The organism is Trinickia mobilis (genome assembly GCF_017315705.1).
Lineage (GTDB): Bacteria > Pseudomonadota > Gammaproteobacteria > Burkholderiales > Burkholderiaceae > Trinickia_A > Trinickia_A mobilis.
Genome location: NZ_JAFLRF010000004.1, coordinates 55,259 through 70,832 on the forward strand (window position 1 = coordinate 55,259; position 15,574 = coordinate 70,832).

Sequence of the window (15,574 nt, forward strand, 5' to 3'; positions counted from 1 at the left end):
GGCTTCACGATCACGGCAATTTCTGCGCAAAGCGCATGTCGTCGATGGGCGTCTTCAAATAACGCAGCCCATTCGCATCCGGGGCCGGCAGCCGGCCGCCGCGCAGATTGACCTGCATTGCCGGAAACAGCAGCACCGGCATCTTGAGCGTGCTGTCGCGGGCCATACGCCTCTCGACGAAATCGCTCTCACAGATTCCGTCGCGCACGTGAACGTTGAACTTGCGCTGCTCGCCGACCGTGGTCCAAAACCTGGCCTCGCGGCCGTGCGGCGGATAGTCGTGGCAGACGAACACGCGCATCGCCTTCGGCAGCGCAAGCAGCCGGCGGATCGATGCATAGAGCAAGCGAGCGTTGCCGCCCGGGAAATCGCAACGGGCCGTGCCCACATCCGGCATGAACAGCGTATCGCCGACAAAGAGGGCGTCCTCGATCATGAACGCGACATCGGCCGGCGTATGTCCCGGCGTCGCAAGCACCTGGGCCTGCAACGTGCCGATGGCGAAGACCTCATCCGGGGCGAAGAGATGATCGAAGCCGTGCTCGCCTGTCAAATCGAAGGTGGCCGAAAACATTGACCGTACGTCGACAATGCTGCGGCCGATCCCGATTTTGCCGCCGACGCGCCGCTTCAGCGCCGACGCTCCCGAAAGATGATCAGCATGCGCGTGCGTTTCGAGTATCCACTGAACCTCAAGGCGCCTTTCTTCGACGAAAGCGATGAGGCGCTCGAGCGAATGCGTCGACGTGCGCCCGGACGCAGCATCGAAATCGAGAACCGGATCGATGACGGCGCACTGCGCGCCGTACCCGGCGTAGACGATGTGACTGACCGTGCCGGTCGAAGGATCGTAAAAGGACTCGACGTGCGGAAACATCAACGACACTCCTCTGACATACCCCGCGACATGCGCGAGGCTCGAACAAGAAAGAATTCGCGGCGGGGCGTTGCCGGAGCGGACGGGGCGTCGGCGTATCGCTCGATCTGAACGCGATCGAATCCGGCTTCAAAGCACGCTTCGCGAAGGCTCGTCGGGCCATAGACCTTGAAGCCGTGCTCGGTAAAAGGCATCGTGAGCGACGCTTCGGGCGTCATCGCAGCGATGACGAGCACCCCGCTTTCACGCAGCACGCGCCGCATCTCGCGCAGTCCGGCTGTCAATTCCGGCCAGAAATACACGGCGTTGACTGCGATGGCCTTGTCGAATGCGGCATCGGGAAACGGTAATGAAGCGACGCTCGCGATCTCCAGCGTGACCTGGCCGCGCTCGGCGAAAGCCGAGTTGCGCGAGCGCGCGGCGGCGATCATCGTCGGCGAGATGTCGATGCCGGTGAACGTGAGACGCGACGCCCGTGCCAGCACCGACGCAATATGGCCGCCGTTGCCCAGCCCCGCTTCCAGGATGTGCTCGCCGGCTTCGAGGCCGAGCTTGCTATATGAGGCGCCGATCAGCGCCGCGTTGACGCGTTCCATCAGATCGCCGACCGCAACGCCGATCTCGCCGGCGGGACAGCCCAACTGCGCAAGCAACGCGCTCGCATCGAGTCCTGCGAGCCTTTCGGCATCGGCTTCAGAGCGGAAGGTCACGTTGCACCTCCCCTGCGCGGAATCGAACGGAAAGCACCGACCACGCAAGCACGACCGCGAGGACGCACGCGGTTTGCCACCCGTAAAAAAACGGCCAGCCGCCGAGCGTGGGTGTCACACGGTTGTATAAAGGCACGGCCAGCCCCGCCACGATCGGCAGAGTGAGCAATAAAAAGGTAAGGCGAGATTTCATGCGTTGAAGTCCAAATTCACGGGTTGGCATGTCGACGCCCGGCGTTCGACATGGGTCGGCTTGCTTCTCAGGAAGCGACAGCGTAGGCAGCATCGAGCGCACGAAAAAGTAGGCCTCGGGCGGAAAACTGTTTCTGCGTGGAAACGATGACGAATAGGCGTGCGAACGCCTCCGCGCGTTTGGAGCGGACCCGTTGGTGCGCACGACGCTTCAGTCGTTCAGATATTCCGGGAGCGATTCGACGAGAAAGTCGACGGTGGCGCGCATCGCTTGCGACATGCCGCGATGCGAAGCGAAGACGAGGCTCAACGTGCCGCGCGGTATGTGCCACCGGGGAAGCACGCGCGCGAGCCGGCCCGCTGCGATATCCGCGCGGCAGATGGGGGAAGGCAGGGCTGCCACGCCCAGGCCGGCAAGCGCGGCACGGCGCGCGAGCGGCGCGTCGTTGCAGCGCATTCGAGCGTGAAACGGAACGGTTGCCGTGCCCCCGTCGGAGGCATGCAGCAGCCAGGCGCTCGCTGCGTCCCGTCGTGCGAGCTGGATGCCGTCGACGCCCTCAAGATTCCCCGGCGTATCCGGCAGGCCGCGCGGAAAGAACGCCGGGCTCGCAACGAGGGTCACCTGCGTTTGCGCGACGGGCCGCGCGATCAGCGAAGAACTCTGCAAGGGCTCGGTATGACTGCGCAGCGCGAGGTCGTAGCCTTCCTCGATGAGATCCACGTAGCGGTTGGACGTCAGCAGTTCGATATCGATCTTCGGATGCTGAGCCATGAAGACTGGCAGCAACTCGTCGAGCGCCATGCGCACGGTGCCCGTGGCGCAAGTGATGCGCACGCGGCCGACGGGCTCGTCGAGCCGCGCCCGCGCCGCCTGCTCGGCTCTGTCCACCTCGCTCATCACGCGTGCGCAATGCGCGTAAAAATCGGCGCCGGCCTCGGTCAGCGAAAACTTGCGGGTGGTGCGGTTCGCGAGCCGCAGCCCAAGCGCCTGTTCGAGCGCCCGCACGCGCTTGCTCAGCGTGCCCTTGGGCACGCCGATCGCATCCGCCGCGGCGGAAAAGCCGCGTTTTTCGACGACGACGGAAAAGTAATACAGATCATTGAGATCGAGCACGGCGATCGTTTCCGTCCGGCAACAATAAATACAGTTTAGGTCGCCATTCGACGCCGTTGCGGTTGCGCCAGGCTTTCGTCCGAAGATCGCTTCGCATCGACGCTCAAAGCATCCCGCGGTGCAATCCGCCGTCGACCTGGAGGCAGTTCGGTGCGTGACACCCGTGCGGGTTTTGTCGGCTATGACTACTTGCCTGCGCCGGTCTCCCAGACGCAACTCAATTCGAGCGTACTGCCCGGCGTGACGCCGGGACTCAGCGCCGCGCCATGAAATTCGGCAGCATTGCACGTCCATTCGGCAAGGAAATCCTCCCTGCATTCCTTGCGCCGGCCCGTAAGCGATTCCGCGCGGACGTACCGGCATATCGTTTTGCCGTCACACTGGCGAGCAAGGTCCGGCGTGGCATTACCGTGCGGCGCTCCGCAGTTCCCGCCATAGGTGCCCGACACGACCCGGATCTCGCGCGCTTGGGCACTGCATCCGCTCACGCAAACAGCGATGCTCGATAGCGCGCCGACGATACGCAAAACGCCGGTGTGTTTAGCGAAATCCCCACAACGAAACGCACTCATTGCATGCCTCACGTCCGCGCCCCATCCCCTTCGCCCACCGCCTGCAAAACCCGGGCGACCACCCGGTCGCATTGCGCGCCGCCGAATTCGAACACATCGCGCTCGGCCAGATCGATCTCGCGCGCGAGCGATTCGCGCAGCAGGCCCTTCGCGCGGAAGTGCCGGCTGCGCACGGTCGCCTCGGGAATGTCGAGACACTGCGCGGTCTCCTCGACGCTCATTTCCTCGACCGACCGCAGCACGAAGACCACGCGAAACGCCTCGGGCAGCTCGTCGAGCTTGCGTTCGAGCAGCGCGCGCACTTCGGCGCGTGCAGCGGCCTTGTCTGGAGAATCGGAATCGTTTGCGCTCATGGCGTCGACATCGGCGTGCGGGTTCAGGTCCACGATCGGAAACACATTTTGGCGCCGGGTCTCGCGGCGCAGGCGGCCAAAGCATTCGTTGAGCACGAGCCGGGACAGCCACGTGAGCAGCGCGGCGTCGCCGCGAAACTGCCCGATCGAACGGTAAGCCGACATATAGGCGTCCTGCAGCGCGTCCTCCGCTTCCGCGTCGTTGCGCAAGGTGGCGCGCGCGAGCCGATAGAGGCGCCGGTTGTGGCGGCGCATCAGCAGCTCGAAAGCGGCCCGGTCGCCGGCGGCAATGCGGCGCACGATCGACAGGTCGTCGTCCGCGGCCGAAGGCAAAGAGGTTTGTGCGCTGTCCATCATGGGGTCCTCGCCGGCTCGCTCACCGTACGACCAGTGTGCCACGCATCGTGGGATGAAAATCGCATCCGTACGGGTAGTTTCCGGGCGTTCGAGCGACATAGCTCCAGGAAGCGTTCGGCGCAATGCTGTGCGAATCGAACGCTTTCGATGTTGCGCTCGCCGTGTGCGGAACCAGGTCCTGGTTGACCCACACGACGCGGTCGCCGCGCCGCACCGTCAGCACCGGCGGATCGAAGCGCATCTGCTCGATCGTGACGACGAACGTGCCGGGCGCCGCATCGGCATGCGCGGCTGGCGCGGTCGGCACCGTGCCGCCGAGCAAACCGCCAAGCGCGAGCGCAAGCCACGAAGCATGCGTGCTCAACCTCCGCCGGCGCCTTGCGCCCAGGCATCCCGGACGCTTAAGCACCGCCCTTCCCCAGCGCTTGCTGCAAACGCTTGGCGTGCTCGAGGTGCGCGATGAAGGCCGGCCGGACTTTCACGAGCAGCGCCTTCAATTCCTCGTTCTTGGCGCTCGGTATCAGCGTCTTGTCGAGCGCATCGATCACGGTCTCGTGATACGCCACTTCGTGGTCGATATACGCGCGATCGAAGCGCTTGCCGGAGAGCGTCTTCAGGTTGGCGAGGTTCGCGTCGCCGCCTTGCTTGAGGCTTTGGCTCGTCGCGTTGTCCTCCGGGGTCACGCCGAGCTTGTGCACGAGGTCGGTGGCCGCCTGGTTGACGCTGGTGTGATCCGTAATCATTCGCTGCGCGAAGGCCTTCACGTCCTTCGATTGGGTTTTCGACTCCGCGAGCTTGCCCGCGTCGATATCGACCTGGTTGGCGGTCACGACGATGGCCGCGATCTGAGGATCGGTGGGACCGGCGCTTTGCGCCTGCGCCGCGGCGCAAACGAGCGCCAGCGCTCCGGACAATGCAATGCTCATCAGCTTCATGAATGCCTTCCGCCGGGCCGCCCCAAGGGAGGCATTAGCCCCCTCGGGGGGAGCTTTGCATGGGACCGGAGTAAGCGCTAGAGCGCTAACTCCGGTCGACAGCGAACGGATGTGAGCGTGGGGGTGGTTCATGTTGCCTCCTCGGCGACGGTCGCGGGTTCGGCGCCGCACATGCGGAGCAGGTCTAGTTCGACGTCGCGACCGGGTACACGGCATTGGATGTCACGTCGCCGAACGCCGTTCCGGCTCGGCGGCGGCACCGTGCGCAACGTGCTGCTCGGGCACGACTCGCTCGGCCGGATCTCGCATCCACATTACGTTTTTATTACAATCTGTGCCGCAACGGTGGTCGCCGCGGAAACGGACGTGAGCCCGCCGATTCAGGCGGTGTCCATTGACCCTTCGCCAACCGCCAACCGGCAGCGCGCTCGCCAAGCGCGTGCATCCAATATTCGGACCATGATCTTCAAGAAGAAATCGCAATCGCAGGACATGTACGCGCCCGTGGCGAAGAACGCGGTGCTCGCGCCGCGCTTGCCGGCGTGGCGCTCCACGTTCATCGTGGTGCTGGTGTTTGTGGGTTTCGCCGCGCTCGCCGCGCGCGCGTTCTGGATTCAGATCGTCGACCAGGATTTCTACGCCGACCAGGGACAAAAGCGCTATCAGCGCACCATCGAGCTCGATGCGATGCGCGGGCGCATCGTCGACCGGCATGGCGCGCTGCTTGCCGTCAGCCTGGTCACCTACGAAATCTGGGCGACGCCGAAGCTCGTCGACAAAGCCGCCTACCCGGCGCTGGCGAAGCTGCTCGACATGCCGGAGGCCGAGCTCGCGCGGCGCCTGAACCCGAGCCGCGCGTTCGTGCTGCTCAAGCGCCAGATCGATGCCGACACCGCGAACCAGATCGCCAAGCTCGACGTCGCGGGCATCACGCAGCTCGCCGATTCGAAGCGCTTTTATCCGGAAGGGGAATCGGCGGCGCATGTGGTCGGCTTCACCGACATCCAGGACATCGGCCAGGAAGGCGTCGAGCTCGCGGCGAATGCGCGCTTGAGCGGCGCCCCCGGTCAGCGCGAGGTGATTCGCGACCGCCTCGGCCGCATCGTCTCGGACACGCGTCCGCTGGTGCCGCCGCAAAACGGCGCGACGGTGCGGCTGACGATCGACCGGCGCGTGCAGCAGCTCGCGTACGCACAGCTCGAGGCGGCGGTCACGCTGAACCACGCGGAGGCCGGCAGCGTCGTCGTGCTCGATGCGCAGAACGGCGAGATCCTCGCGCTCGCGAACTACCCGACCTTCGATCCGAACGACCGCGCGCGGCTGACGGGCAAGCAGTTGCGCAACCGCGCGCTGACCGACACGTTCGAGCCCGGTTCGACGATCAAGCCGATCGTCGTCACGCTGTCGATGGACGAAGGCAAGGTGAACGCTCAGACGCTCATCAACACGTCGCCGGGCAGCTACAAGATCGGCCCGAACGTGGTTCACGATACGTCGAACCACGGCACGATCACGGTCGCGCAGGCGGTCCAGAAGTCGAGCAACATCGCGCTCGCGAAGCTCGCGCTCAATCTGCCGGCCGACACGATCTGGACCAAGTACCAGGAGTATGGGCTCGGCCGCGCGCCGGATCTGACGTTTCCCGGCGTCGCGTCGGGCAGATTGCGTCCGTACAAACGCTGGCGTCCGATCGAGCAGGCGACGATGGCATACGGCTACGGGCTGTCGACCTCGCTCTTGCAAATCGCGCAGGTGTACACCGCTTATGCCGGCGACGGCACGCTGCACCCCGCGACGCTGCTCGTCGGCGTCGACGCGGCCACAGGCGTCGAGCTCCGCCCGGACGAAGGCGCTCACGCGCATCCCGGCACCCGCGTGACGACGCCCGCCACCGCCGCGCAAATGCGGACGATGCTCGAAATGGCGGTGGGCCAGGGCGGCACAGGACGCGCGGCGCAAGTGGCGGGCTACCGCGTCGGCGGCAAGACGGGGACGGCCCGCAAGCAGGCCGGCACGTCGTACGCGAAGAACAAATACCGTTCGCTTTTCGTCGGCATGGCGCCGATGAGCGATCCGCGGATCATCGTCGCGGTAATGATCGACGAGCCCTCGGGACGCGGCTTCTATGGCGGGACGGTGGCCGGGCCGGTATTTTCCTCGGTCACGGGCGGCACATTGCAGTTGTTCGGCGTGCCTCCGGATGCCGAGTCGGTCACGTTGTACGGGGGACGGCCCGAACCGTTACGAGGCGAGAAGGCCCCAACCGTCGATATAACCGCTGGCGCGGGGCAGTCTTGAGGAAATCAGCGCTAACATATTGAGTACTCACGCGCGCAGCACTCAGCGCGATGGAACACTTGATGCTTTTCTTCCCGACGGCCCTCCGGCCGAGGAGCATCGACATGACCGCCCAACTCACCACTCGGTTCTCGCATGTCCGCCCGCAAGACACGCAGTATGCCGGCAACGGCCTGCGAGATTTCTTTCTCTATCGCGATCTAGGCATCGCCGACGCCACGGGCGGCAAAGTGCTCGCGCAGCTCGTGAAGGCAAACATCCCGCCCGAGCGCGGCACCGGCTGGCACCGTCACGAAGCCGAGTTTCATATCGTCATCATGTTGAAGGGCTGGGCCCGCTTCATGTACGGCGACAAGGAAACGCTCGTTGCGGCAGGCGACTGCGTGCATCAGGCGCCCGGCATCGTCCACTACCTGTTCGACTATTCGCCGGATATGGAATACCTGGAGATCGTCGCGCCCGCAGACTTCAAGACGATCGGCGTCGAACCGGTCTGCGACGTGCCTGCCGTCACGCCGTGGCCTGAAACAACGTGAGCGCGCCGGCTCGCTAACCCGGCAACGGCGCCGTCGCCGGCGCATGCGGTTCATCGCCGCCCGCGAGAGGCGCTGGCTGCACGCGCGCGGAGAGCGTCGGCGCCGCCTCGTTGTCGTGAATCACCGCGCGCACGAGCGGGTAGATCTGCCGCTCCCAGCGTTTGCCGTTGAAGACGCCGTAGTGCCCGACGCCGGTCTGCACGTGATGCGTCTTCAGATACGGACGCAGCCGCGAACAGAGATCCTGCGCGGCTAGCGTCTGCCCGACCGCGCAGATGTCGTCCTTTTCGCCCTCTACCGTCAACAGCGCCGTGCGCCGGATCACCGACGGATCGACGAGCCGCCCGCCTACTTCCAGCTTGCCGAGCGGCAGCGCGTGCTGCTGGAACACGGTGGCGACCGTCTCGATGTAGAACTCCTCGGCGAGATCCATCGTCGCGAAGTATTCCTCGTAGAAGAGACGGATCGCCTCGGCTTTTTCCGCATCGCCCTTCGCGCGCTCGTAGAACATGTCGGCAAGCGAGTTCGCGTGGCGCTCGACATTCATCGATATGAACGCGCTCAGTTGCACGAAGCCCGGATAGACGCGCCGATGCGCGCCCGCAAAACCCGACGGTACCGTGCTGATCAGGTTCTTCTCGAACCATTCGATCGGCTTGCTCTTCGCCAATTCGTTCACGCGCGTCGGATTGATGCGCGTATCGATCGGCCCGGCCATCAGCGTCATGCTCGCGGGCTGCGCCGGGTTCCTGTCTTCGGCCATGAGCGCCACGGCTGCGAGCGCCGCGACCGTCGGCTGGCAGATCGCCAACACGTGCGCCCCCTCGCCGAGGTGCTCCAGAAAACCGATCACGTGCTGCACGAATTCCGCAAAGCCGAAGCGTCCGTGCTTCAGCGACACGTCGCGCGGGTTGTGCCAATCGGTGATGTAGACATCGTGCTCGGGCAGCATCGTGCGCACGGTGCCGCGCAAGAGCGTCGCGAAGTGGCCCGACATCGGCGCGATCATCAGCACGCGCGGATGCACGGCGGGCGTGTCTTTTCTGAAGTGCAGCAGCGAACAGAACGGCGTGGCCGCGACGACTTCCTCGATCACCGGTATCTCGCGTCCGTCCATCTCGACGCTCGCAATGCCGAACGGCGGCCGCTTGTGCGTGAGCGTCGACAGCATCAGCACGTCGCACGCGGCGCCGTAGTAGCGCACGCTGTCGAGCGCAGCGACGCCGGGCGACCACGCATCGATGAGCGAGCCCGACATGCGCGCGACGCCGGAGACTGGGCGCATCATGTCGGACACTGCCTGGTAGGTCGGATACGCTAGCCAATTCATGATTCCGCCACCGGAAAGGAGCAGGCTGAACCAACGCAATACGTATGCCACGGCGCGCGCACTCGCGCTGTCTTGTAAGCGCCTGATTCAGCGCTGCGCGAGCCGCCTTGTCCGCATGCGCAGCAGACGACGCAACCGTTGGCACGGCTATTGCGCGCGGCCTGGAATGGCGTGCGGCGCGTGCCCGCGCTCATCGCACCGCCTCGCGGCGCATCGCGGGCTGCTTGCGATTCGCGAGGACGCCTTGGGGCGCCGCGCCAATTCGTTCGTGCGCCATCGCGACGAATGGGTGCATGGTCGCATCAAAGCAGTGCATGCGCGTGCCCTCATGTTCGCCGCGCCGCATTGGGAGACATGACATGTCGAAAGCCACTTTGACCATCAGCAGCCGCAATTACTCTTCGTGGTCGCTGCGCGGCTGGTTGCTGACGAAGTTCAGCGGCCTGCCGTTCGACGAAATCGAAGTGCCGATCGACGCCCCGGGCGTGCGCGCCGAAATCCTGCTGCTGTCGCCGTCGATTCTCGTGCCGTGCCTGCAGCACGACGGCATCAAGATCTGGGACACGCTCGCGATCGCCGAGTACCTGAACGAAGTCTGTCCGCAAGCCGGATTGCTGCCCGTCGACCGCGCGGCACGCGCGCATTGCCGCGCGATTTGCGGCGAGATGCATTCGGGCTTCAGCGCGCTGCGCGGCGCGCTGCCGATGAACCTGAAGGCACACTTCCCGGGCTTCAAGGTGTGGTCGCGCGCGCAGGCGGATAGCGAGCGCGTGTTCGAGATCTGGCGCGATTGTCTTGCGCGTTACGGCGGGCCCTTCCTGTTCGGCGCAGACAAATGCGAGGCCGACGCGATGTACGCGCCCGTCGTCACGCGCTTCAACACCTACGATGTGCCGCTCGCCGAGGACATCGCGCAATTCTGTGCACGCATTCTCGCGCTTCCTGAGATGAAGACGTGGATCGCCGCGGCGCAAGGGGAAACGGAAGAGATCGACGAGCTGGACGTGGAGTTTTAGACTATCGGTCCCGCACCGACCGAACCGTTCGCCTTGCCCACTTTCACGCTTGCCGCCGCCGTCGGCGCCGAACTCGAAATCCGCAAAAGCCGCTTCATCGCGCACGCCCTCCCGGTCGCGGACCGTGGCGCCGCGATGGACGAACTGCGCCGTCTGCGCGAAGCCCACCCCGCTGCTACGCACGTCTGCTGGGCGCTGCTCGCGGGCGGGCAGTCGGGAATGTCGGACGATGGCGAGCCGTCGGGCACCGCCGGCCGGCCCATTCTCGAAGTGCTGCGCCATCAGGATCTCGATGGCGTGCTCGCCGCCGTCGTGCGTTACTACGGCGGCGTGAAGCTCGGCGCGGGCGGTCTTGTGCGCGCGTACACCGATGCGATTGCAAGCGCGCTTTTGAACGCCGAACGCGTCGAGCGGATCGCGCTTGCGCGCCTCTTCGTCGAGATCGGCTATCCCGACGAGGCGCGCGTGCGGCGCTGGATCGAGCAGGAAGGCGCCGAGCTGATCGACAGCGTCTACGAATTGACTGTGCGCCTGGCGATCCGCATGCCCGCAACGGCCGTCGATGCAGCACGCGGCGCGTTGCGCGATCTCACGCAAGGGCGTGCCGTGTTCACGCCGTAAACGCAAAAACGGCACGCGCGGATAAGCCAACCCGCGCGTGCCGCTATCGCAACGATATCAATGAGAATGCAGCGCTTCGGAAGCGCGCGCGGCATCGCTGTCACGCTGCGCCGACGCTTTGGCGTCGTCGAGAATCATCTCGGCGCCCTTCTCGGCCACCATCATCGTCGCCGCATTGATGTTGCCCGACGTGACGTTCGGGAACACCGACGCGTCCACGATCCGCAAGCCCTCGATGCCATGCACCTTGAGACGCGCGTCGACGACCGACGTCGCTGCGTCATCGCCCATCGTGCACGAGCCGCACAGGTGATAGATCGAGCCCGAGTTCTCGCGGAAGTACTTGAGCATGTCGGCTTCGGTCTTGCACCGCGGGCCCGGCGAGATTTCCTCGATGGTGATGTCCTTGAGCGCCGGCGCGGTCATCAGCTTGCGAATCAGGATGCTGCCTTGAATCGCTTCGTCGATGTCCTTCTTCGTCGTCAGCGCGTTGATGCGGATCTTCGCGGCATCTTCCGCCCGATTCGAGCCGATTTCGATCGACCCGCGGCTCGTCGGCCGGCACGGGTTGAACGCGATCAGAAAGCCCGAATACGGTTCCGGCTCGAGGCTCGCCTTGTTGCTCTTCGGAATCCGGTATGACAGCGGATTGAAATAGAGCTGGAGGTTCGGATGCTCGAGCGATTCGTCGCCCTTGAAGAAGCCGCCGCCCTGGTTGACGCTCATCGAGAGCGGCCCCTTGCGGGTCAGCAGATATTGCAGCCCCATCTTGAGCTTGCCGAGGAGCGGCCGCATCTCGTCGTTCAGCGTCTTGCAGTTGGCGCGGAAGTAGAAGCTCACGCACAGGTGGTCCTGCAGGTTCTGGCCGACAGCCGGCAGCTCATGCACGAGCGGCACGTTGTATTTCGCGAGCAGCGCTTCGCTGCCGACGCCCGACAACTGCAGGAGCTTCGGCGTGTCGACTGCGCCCGCCGCCATGATGACTTCCTTGCTCGCGGTGAACTCGCGCGGCTTGCCGTGCTGCGTCAGCGCGATGCCGACCGCACGCTTCTTCTCGTCGAAGCGCACGCGCGTGACGAGCGCGTCGCGCTCCACAGTGAGGTTCGGACGGCCGAGCACCGGATGCAGATACATGAAGCTGCTCGATGCGCGCTGCCCGTTCTTCGTGTTCAGATCGTAGATACCCGCGCCGTCGATCTGCTCGCCGTTGAAGTCTTCGTTGCGGCGATAGCCGAGCTGCTCGCAGCCTTTGAGGAAGGTGTGCACGATCGGGTGCGCGCCTTCTTTCATCGGCGTGATGCCGATGGGACCGTCCGCGCCGTGGTACTTCGTGTTGCCGAGCGGGTGCGATTCGAGCTTCCTGAAGTACGGCAGCACGCCTTCGTACGACCAGCCCTGGTCGCCGGCCGCCTTCGCCCAATCGTCGAAATCGTGCCGCTGGCCGCGCACGTACACCATCGCGTTGATCGAGCCCGAGCCGCCCTGCACCTTGCCGCGCGGACAATAGATCGAGCGGTTGTCGAGCTCTTTCTCGGGCTCGCTGTAGTACATCCAGTTGTAGGTCTCGTTGTAGTAGGTCTTCGTGAAGCCTACCGGGACCTTGAACCAGAACGAGCTGTCCTTGCCGCCGGCTTCGACGAGCAGCACGGTGTGCTTGCCCGACGCGGTCAGGCGATTGGCGAGGATGCAGCCCGCGGAGCCCGCGCCGACGATGATGTAGTCGTAGTTCATGATCTCAGCCCTTGGCCGGAGAAACGTCGTTGACGTCCTGCGGCTTCGCAGCCATCTGCAGGTGCAGGCGTCCGCCCGTGTACGGGCTGTGCTGCTTCACCACGTCCATGTTCAGCTCGATGCCGAGGCCCGGCGCCTTCGACGGAATGATGTAGCCCTGCTCCCAGCGGATCGGCGTCTTCACCACTTGCGCGTGGAATCCGCCCCACGTCATGATGCTTTCCTGAATCAGGAAGTTCGGCGTGCAGGCAGCAAGCTGGACGCTCGCCGCCGCACCGACCGGCCCGTTGTACAGGTGCGGCGCGATTTGCGCGTAGTAGACCTCGGCGAGCGTCGCCACCTTCTTCGCTTCGAGGAGACCGCCCACGCGCGCCACGTTCAACTGGATGATCGAAGCGCCGCCCGCTTCGAGCAGCTTGTGGAATTCATACTTGGTCGTCAGGCGCTCGCCTGCCGAGATCGGAATGCTCGTGTGCTTCGCGACTTCGGCCATCGCATCGGGCTGGCCCGGCGGCACCGGCTCTTCGAACCACAGCGGGTCGTATTTTTCGAGGCGCTTCGCCAGACGAATCGCCGAGGACGGCACCATCTGCCCGTGCGTGCCGAACAGGATGTCTGCGTCGTTGCCCACCGCTTCGCGCACCTTGCGGCAGAACGTTTCGCAACGGTCGAGCACTTCGAGCGAGAGCTGGTGCCCCGAGTAAGCGGTGTACGGGCCAGCCGGGTCGAACTTGACTGCCGTGAAGCCGAGCTTCACGTTCTCGGCCGCGCATTCGGCGGCGAGATCCGGATCGTCGTAGTCGTACTCGCCCTTCGAATTCTTCGGATACAGATACGTGTACGAACGCAGCTTCTCGTGCACGAGGCCGCCCAAGAGCTCGTAGACGGGCTTGTCGGCCGCCTTGCCGATGATGTCCCAGCACGCCATCTCCAAGCCGCTCACGACGCCCATCATCGTCAGATCGGGGCGCTGCGTGAAGCCGCTCGAATACGTCTCGCGGAACAGCCGCTCGACGCGGTGCGGATCGTGGTTAAGCAAGTAACGCTGGAACACGTCTTCGACGATCGGCACCATCGCTTGCGGATGGAACGTCGCCGCATAGATTTCGCCGACGCCTTCGATCCCGTCGTCCGTCTTCAGCTTCACGAAGATCCAGTACATGCCGCCCACGTGCGGCGGCGGAACAGCGACGACATGCGTTTCAAGCGAGACAACTTTCATTTCGCACCCTTGCTGTAGAGCCTGCTTTTCAATACCAGCGCGGCGATCGCGCGCAGGAACGCCATGAACGCGACCGAGACATCGCGCAAGCGTAGTGATCCTAATCACACGCTGTTTGACGAGCCTTCTGACGTTTCTGCTTCTTCCACCGATACGCCGTGCCGGATGAGCACGGCGTATCTCATGCATCGATGCGTCGACGCAACGGCGCCGGAGATCAATACTTCATGACGACGAGGCGCGTCTGCGTGAATTCGAGCATGCCGTGCTTGCCGTCGTCGCCACCGAGACCCGAGCGCTTCCAGCCTGCGTGAAAGCCCTGGTACGGATCGGCCGGCGTGCGGTTCACATACAGCTCGCCCGCTTCGATCGAATTCGCCACCTTCATCGCCGTGCGGTAGTTCTCGGTATAGAGCACCGACGACAGGCCGAACTGGTGATCGTTGGCCAGCTCGATCGCCTCGTCGATCGTGCGGTACTTGAGCACCGGCATGATCGGGCCGAAGGTCTCTTCCTGAACGATCTCCATGTCCTGGCGCACGTTCGTGAGCAGCGTCGGCGGATAGAAGTAGCCTTTGCCCTCGGGAATCTTGCCGCCCGTTTCGAGCGTCGCGCCTTCGGCCACCGCACGTTCCACCATCGCGTGAATGCCCTTGCGCGACGCGTCGTTCACGAGCGGGCCCATGCGCTCCGGATGCTCGCTGCGATCGCCGGTCTTCACCGCGCTCAGCTTGGCCTTGAGCAGCGCGACGAAGCGGTCATGGACGCTTTCCTGCACGTACACGCGCTCGATCGCCGTGCAGAGCTGGCCGCAATGGGTGGTCTTCGACGCGACGAGCGCTTGCGCGGCCTTTTCGAGGTCGGTGTCGGCCTCGATGATCGCGGGTGTCTTGCCGCCCAGTTCGAGCGACGGCTTCGCGATGTTCGCCTTGCAGTACTCGAGCACCTTGCGGCCCGCGTCGACGCTGCCCGTCAGCGTGATCATGCCGACCGCCGGATGCGTGCAGACGGCCTCGGCCGTTGCGTGATCCATCGCGACGATGTTGACGACGCCCGCCGGAAAGCCCGCACGGTCGACCGCCTTGGCGATTTCGAACGCGGAGGTCGGCGTGTTGTTGCTCGGACGGACCACCACGGTGTTGCCCGCGATCAGCGCCGGTGCGACTTTGCGCATCAGCGTGTAGACGGGGTAGTTGAACGGAATCAGGCACGCGACGACGCCGATCGGCTCGCGCTGCAGGAACAGGTTTTCATCCGGCGTATCGCTCGGGATGACTTCGCCTTCGATGCGGCGCGCCCATTCCGCGTGGTAGCGGGTGATCTGGCCTGCGTAGATGGACTCGTTGGTCGCGTCGGAAACGCTCTTGCCCGATTCGGCCGCGAGCGCGCGGCCGATTTCCGGCGCCAGATCGGTCAGCGCATCGGCGAGCTTGTGCAGGTAGACGGCGCGCTCGGCCGCGGGCAGCTTGCGCCAGCGCTTTTGCGCGGCGGCCGCCGCTTCCACGGCCGCGACAGCCTCGGCCTTCGTGGCTGCGGAGATTTCGGCGATCTGCGCTTCGGTCGCCGGGTTGTAGACCGCGATGCGCGCGGCGCCGGCGGGCTCGGTGAACTGACCGTTGATGTAGTTTCGATCGACTCGCATAGTCATTGCCCAAGAGGGTGAAAGCGTAGCCGCTCGCGAGCGGCGCCAAGTACGTAATCCGTCGACGG

Annotated in this window: 15 protein-coding genes; 4 read left to right on the forward strand and 11 right to left on the reverse strand. The window is 64.8% G+C overall.

Annotation, left to right across the window (positions count from 1 at the left end; all coding sequences use genetic code 11):
* Positions 1–10: 10 nt before the first annotated feature.
* From J3489_RS07060 to J3489_RS07090, 7 genes are all read right to left on the reverse strand, one after another.
* The gene (locus J3489_RS07060) at positions 11–877 is read right to left on the reverse strand and encodes an MBL fold metallo-hydrolase (protein ID WP_206997004.1); all 867 of its coding nucleotides are present in this window, start codon (positions 875–877) and stop codon (positions 11–13) included.
* Entirely contained in the window at positions 877–1,587 is a 711-nt protein-coding gene (locus J3489_RS07065; RefSeq protein ID WP_309491345.1) for a class I SAM-dependent methyltransferase, read from the reverse strand. The genes J3489_RS07060 and J3489_RS07065 overlap by 1 nt, the downstream gene beginning before the upstream one ends.
* Entirely contained in the window at positions 1,571–1,780 is a 210-nt protein-coding gene (locus tag J3489_RS07070) for a DUF3311 domain-containing protein (RefSeq protein ID WP_206997005.1), read from the reverse strand. The genes J3489_RS07065 and J3489_RS07070 overlap by 17 nt, the downstream gene beginning before the upstream one ends.
* A gap of 210 nt (positions 1,781–1,990) precedes the next feature.
* Positions 1,991–2,893, reverse strand: coding sequence for a LysR substrate-binding domain-containing protein (locus J3489_RS07075; protein ID WP_206997006.1), 903 nt, complete (start codon positions 2,891–2,893; stop codon positions 1,991–1,993).
* 580 nt (positions 2,894–3,473) lie between these two features.
* Entirely contained in the window at positions 3,474–4,175 is a 702-nt protein-coding gene (locus J3489_RS07080) for an RNA polymerase sigma factor (protein ID WP_242539847.1), read from the reverse strand.
* Between the two features lie 19 nt (positions 4,176–4,194).
* Positions 4,195–4,482, reverse strand: coding sequence for a cupredoxin domain-containing protein (locus J3489_RS07085; RefSeq protein WP_309491350.1), 288 nt, complete (start codon positions 4,480–4,482; stop codon positions 4,195–4,197).
* Positions 4,483–4,576: 94 nt separating this feature from the next.
* Positions 4,577–5,110, reverse strand: a complete 534-nt coding sequence (locus J3489_RS07090) for a DUF4142 domain-containing protein (RefSeq protein ID WP_206997007.1) — start codon at positions 5,108–5,110, stop codon at positions 4,577–4,579.
* Between the two features lie 459 nt (positions 5,111–5,569).
* Here J3489_RS07090 and J3489_RS07095 point away from each other — a divergent pair, with 459 nt between their 5' ends.
* Together J3489_RS07095 and J3489_RS07100 are read left to right on the forward strand one after the other, a co-directional pair.
* Positions 5,570–7,408, forward strand: coding sequence for a peptidoglycan D,D-transpeptidase FtsI family protein (locus J3489_RS07095; protein WP_206997246.1), 1,839 nt, complete (start codon positions 5,570–5,572; stop codon positions 7,406–7,408).
* 104 nt (positions 7,409–7,512) lie between these two features.
* Entirely contained in the window at positions 7,513–7,944 is a 432-nt protein-coding gene (locus J3489_RS07100; protein WP_206997008.1) for a cupin domain-containing protein, read from the forward strand.
* Positions 7,945–7,957: 13 nt separating this feature from the next.
* Here J3489_RS07100 and J3489_RS07105 read toward each other — a convergent pair whose 3' ends face one another.
* Positions 7,958–9,274: a polyhydroxyalkanoate depolymerase gene (locus tag J3489_RS07105; RefSeq protein ID WP_206997009.1), complete on the reverse strand. Its 1,317-nt coding sequence runs from the start codon at positions 9,272–9,274 to the stop codon at positions 7,958–7,960.
* A 359-nt stretch (positions 9,275–9,633) separates the two neighbouring features.
* Here J3489_RS07105 and J3489_RS07110 point away from each other — a divergent pair, with 359 nt between their 5' ends.
* On the forward strand, positions 9,634–10,290 hold the full coding sequence (locus tag J3489_RS07110) for a glutathione S-transferase family protein (protein ID WP_206997010.1): 657 nt from the start codon (positions 9,634–9,636) through the stop codon (positions 10,288–10,290).
* A gap of 33 nt (positions 10,291–10,323) precedes the next feature.
* Positions 10,324–10,911 (forward strand): IMPACT family protein, encoded by a 588-nt coding sequence (locus tag J3489_RS07115; protein WP_206997011.1) that lies wholly within the window; start codon positions 10,324–10,326, stop codon positions 10,909–10,911.
* Positions 10,912–10,968: 57 nt separating this feature from the next.
* On the opposite strand, the gene J3489_RS07120 is transcribed toward J3489_RS07115, so the two are convergent.
* The 3 genes from J3489_RS07120 to aldA all read right to left on the reverse strand — a co-directional run bounded on the left by J3489_RS07120 (position 10,969) and on the right by aldA (position 15,506).
* Positions 10,969–12,642, reverse strand: coding sequence for a GMC family oxidoreductase (locus J3489_RS07120; protein ID WP_206997012.1), 1,674 nt, complete (start codon positions 12,640–12,642; stop codon positions 10,969–10,971).
* Between the two features lie 4 nt (positions 12,643–12,646).
* Positions 12,647–13,864, reverse strand: a complete 1,218-nt coding sequence (locus J3489_RS07125; RefSeq protein WP_206997013.1) for a mandelate racemase/muconate lactonizing enzyme family protein — start codon at positions 13,862–13,864, stop codon at positions 12,647–12,649.
* Positions 13,865–14,081: 217 nt separating this feature from the next.
* On the reverse strand, positions 14,082–15,506 hold the full coding sequence (gene aldA, locus J3489_RS07130; RefSeq protein ID WP_206997014.1) for an aldehyde dehydrogenase: 1,425 nt from the start codon (positions 15,504–15,506) through the stop codon (positions 14,082–14,084).
* Between the last annotated feature and the right edge of the window lie 68 nt (positions 15,507–15,574).

Bases quoted from the DNA above. Each gene is read 5' to 3' on its own strand.
- J3489_RS07060 (WP_206997004.1), bottom strand. From the start codon at position 877: ATGTTTCCGCACGTCGAGTCCTTTTACGATCCTTCGACCGGCACGGTC.
- J3489_RS07070 (WP_206997005.1), bottom strand. From the start codon at position 1,780: ATGAAATCTCGCCTTACCTTTTTATTGCTCACTCTGCCGATCGTGGCG.
- J3489_RS07080 (WP_242539847.1), bottom strand. From the start codon at position 4,175: ATGATGGACAGCGCACAAACCTCTTTGCCTTCGGCCGCGGACGACGAC.
- J3489_RS07090 (WP_206997007.1), bottom strand. From the start codon at position 5,110: ATGAAGCTGATGAGCATTGCATTGTCCGGAGCGCTGGCGCTCGTTTGC.
- J3489_RS07095 (WP_206997246.1), top strand. From the start codon at position 5,570: ATGATCTTCAAGAAGAAATCGCAATCGCAGGACATGTACGCGCCCGTG.
- J3489_RS07100 (WP_206997008.1), top strand. From the start codon at position 7,513: ATGACCGCCCAACTCACCACTCGGTTCTCGCATGTCCGCCCGCAAGAC.
- J3489_RS07105 (WP_206997009.1), bottom strand. From the start codon at position 9,274: ATGAATTGGCTAGCGTATCCGACCTACCAGGCAGTGTCCGACATGATG.
- J3489_RS07110 (WP_206997010.1), top strand. From the start codon at position 9,634: ATGTCGAAAGCCACTTTGACCATCAGCAGCCGCAATTACTCTTCGTGG.
- J3489_RS07120 (WP_206997012.1), bottom strand. From the start codon at position 12,642: ATGAACTACGACTACATCATCGTCGGCGCGGGCTCCGCGGGCTGCATC.
- J3489_RS07125 (WP_206997013.1), bottom strand. From the start codon at position 13,864: ATGAAAGTTGTCTCGCTTGAAACGCATGTCGTCGCTGTTCCGCCGCCG.
- aldA (WP_206997014.1), bottom strand. From the start codon at position 15,506: ATGCGAGTCGATCGAAACTACATCAACGGTCAGTTCACCGAGCCCGCC.